General features: G+C 33.1%; 4 protein-coding genes and 1 pseudogene. All 5 read right to left on the bottom strand.

Features of this window, described 5'->3' with window-relative positions:
* Nucleotides 1–63: 63 nt before the first annotated feature.
* A complete protein-coding gene (locus DK857_RS19515; protein ID WP_264371826.1) occupies nucleotides 64–192 on the bottom strand; it encodes a hypothetical protein in 129 nt (42 codons plus the stop codon).
* A 355-nt stretch (nucleotides 193–547) separates the two neighbouring features.
* Nucleotides 548–799, bottom strand: a complete 252-nt coding sequence (locus tag DK857_RS19035) for a hypothetical protein (RefSeq protein ID WP_098943395.1) — start codon at nucleotides 797–799, stop codon at nucleotides 548–550.
* On the bottom strand, nucleotides 796–1056 hold the full coding sequence (locus DK857_RS19030) for an adhesin (RefSeq protein WP_109395579.1): 261 nt from the start codon (nucleotides 1054–1056) through the stop codon (nucleotides 796–798). The genes DK857_RS19035 and DK857_RS19030 overlap by 4 nt, the downstream gene beginning before the upstream one ends.
* 398 nt (nucleotides 1057–1454) lie before the next feature.
* A complete protein-coding gene (locus DK857_RS19015; protein ID WP_109402987.1) occupies nucleotides 1455–1670 on the bottom strand; it encodes a hypothetical protein in 216 nt (71 codons plus the stop codon).
* Between the two features lie 522 nt (nucleotides 1671–2192).
* Nucleotides 2193–2539: pseudogene (locus DK857_RS19005) on the bottom strand (hypothetical protein); the annotation flags it as partial.

Raw genomic sequence — 2539 nt, 5'->3', positions numbered from 1 at the left:
CAGAGGGGCTCGAATCAATAAGCAATTGTCCAATTTTTTGGTATATAATTTGATCGTTCATATTTAATTTCCACTTTGAGCATTAGTAAAAGTTTTAATCACGGGTTTTTCTCCATCTAACGTGCTGTGAGCATTATCAGTGTCTTGGCTTAATTGCTCGATATCTTGCTGTTGATTATCGCTATCACTCACTCTCCATGTACCTTGTATACCACAGATTGGATGGTGTTTTCGCGCTACAGCTATGGTTTTATACTCTCTATAGCGAATTTTTGATATTTATAAACTATCGAAAGCTAACGAATATTAAATAGCATAACAATCCAAACGACTGTTCCAACACTGCTACCAATGAAGCCACCTAGTTTGATAGAATTCATCCAATCTAATTGATTTATGCTTTGATCTGTTAAAACTATTCTCCTGATAAAGATAAAAAAGAAAAAATAATGAATATATTGAGAGTTTCATTAATAATTACTCCAACTGATATACCTGCACTATATTTTTTAAATATACACTTATGCAACTGTAAATATTATTTAAATTATCTTTTTTTCATTTCCGACAATTGAATAATAAAAACACTAATACCAAGAATAATTCCACCTCCTATGCTCATCCTTAATAATCGCTCTACTTTATAATCTTCAAATGATATTGACATTGGAATATCCAAATAAAAATAAGAAAAAACAAATAGAAAAAAATCAAAAGTGATCCCTATCAGAAATAAACCTCCCCCTCCTACAATGGAATATAAAATAATCATAAAGATAAAAAGTAACACTTTTTTCATTTTTCTTCTCTTTTATCTATTAATTCTTGTAATTTAGATGCACCATATTCAGCCGAAAAACTACCACTCATATTACAGACTCCAGAAGAAATTTTACTTTCGGATACTTCCTGCATAATATAAGACTTTCCCTTAACCTCTGACTCTGAATATTTTCTCAACACTTCATTAAATCTGGGATTATTGCCTTTTGTTATTATTTTACCAACCCAATTAGTTACAGGTTTTACTATAAAATTACCTAATCCATCCCCCATTAATGCTCCACCTCCTGTCGTGATTGCCCCCATTGCTGTTTGAGTATCACGCTCAGCAACGTTATCGTTGGTTTCTGAAAGGATTGATGAGTACCACGGGCTAACAAGCCAAGGTTATTGAGACGGAGTGATAACCAAAAGAAAGATCCCAACATTTTGAGATCGGATCTTAACATCATCTACGTAACTTATATTCTATAAACCACATCCCTATTCCAACTATTGGACCTGTGATCAAACCTACTCTGAAAGCCTTTTCTACATACTCAAGTAAAAAAGTAAATTCTCCACTTACAAACCACCAAATTAGGCATTTACCAATAAAAAAGGATATTATAATTATCAGAAACATGGCAAGCCCACATACAATGCTCATTATAACCACGAATATTAATTGATTATTTTTTGTTCTCATCCGTTTTTTCCTTAAATTCTTTAATTTCCTCTTGTATCAGAGTGTTTGTTGTTTCAGTTATACCAGCAGCTCCCATATTTCCCAAAATACCAGGCAAAGGATAGGGTTTCATATCTTTCGAAAGTCCATATAATTCTTTTATAGCTCCACCTTGCAATTTAGGGTTATATTTGGGATCCCAACCTCCTGTTTTCCACAATTTATATTGATTCCATCCATAACTTATAGGCTTATTGTTATTTTCTGAAAGGGTTTGATAGAGAGTGCTCGTAATTTAAATTAGAAAAATATACTAATAAAATAATGCCAAAGAATTAGTACTAAATCACAAGCTCAAAACTGACTATTGAGAGGGGGATGGCTGAATGAGTTTGATATTCCCCCCTCTTCCAGCAAATCAAATTGCTAATAATTCAGTTGGCTGAGGAGTGAAATAATCATACAAAACTTAGTGTAGCGCTCATTTTTTCTTTGTAAAAACATTAGTGTCTTTTATGTTCAAGATAACTGACTAAACAAGCCACTATGCTAAAGAAAAAACCAAATCCCATTCCCAAACATATATAATCTATAAGATTCTCTTTAGTAATAGAAAAAAGACTACCTTCTATTAAGAAATAGAATATTAATTCTATTAGAGCTTTTATTATTAATAGAGTAAGGAAAACCATAAAAGAGAATGCAACCCAAAGTAGAAGAAAGTATTTAAGCAATCTCATTTTTATTCCTCGTCATTCAATTTTTTTATTTTATCTGTAACTATTTTATTCGCACCTTCGGAACCAATAGCTCCAATTGTACTTCCAACAATACTTGGTACTACTGATACACTCGGCGGAGCTGTAATTGATGGCATTACAACTAATGGGCGATCTTTAAGCCCGCTAGACCAAGGATTAAATTTATTATCAAAATGATGAGTTAACCATTTTGTGCCTCCATAGCCGACTGTTGAACCAACTAATGCGCCTCCCATTGAGACCCAAGGTGATTCTCCATCAATTAAACTTGAAACACCCGCACCAGTTGTATTGGTTGTGAGCGTTCCCCAATACCCCATTCCTGATG

Origin of the sequence: Proteus terrae (genome assembly GCF_003144325.1) — a bacterium.
Lineage (GTDB): Bacteria > Pseudomonadota > Gammaproteobacteria > Enterobacterales > Enterobacteriaceae > Proteus > Proteus terrae.
This window is presented reverse-complemented; position numbering and strand designations above follow the sequence as displayed.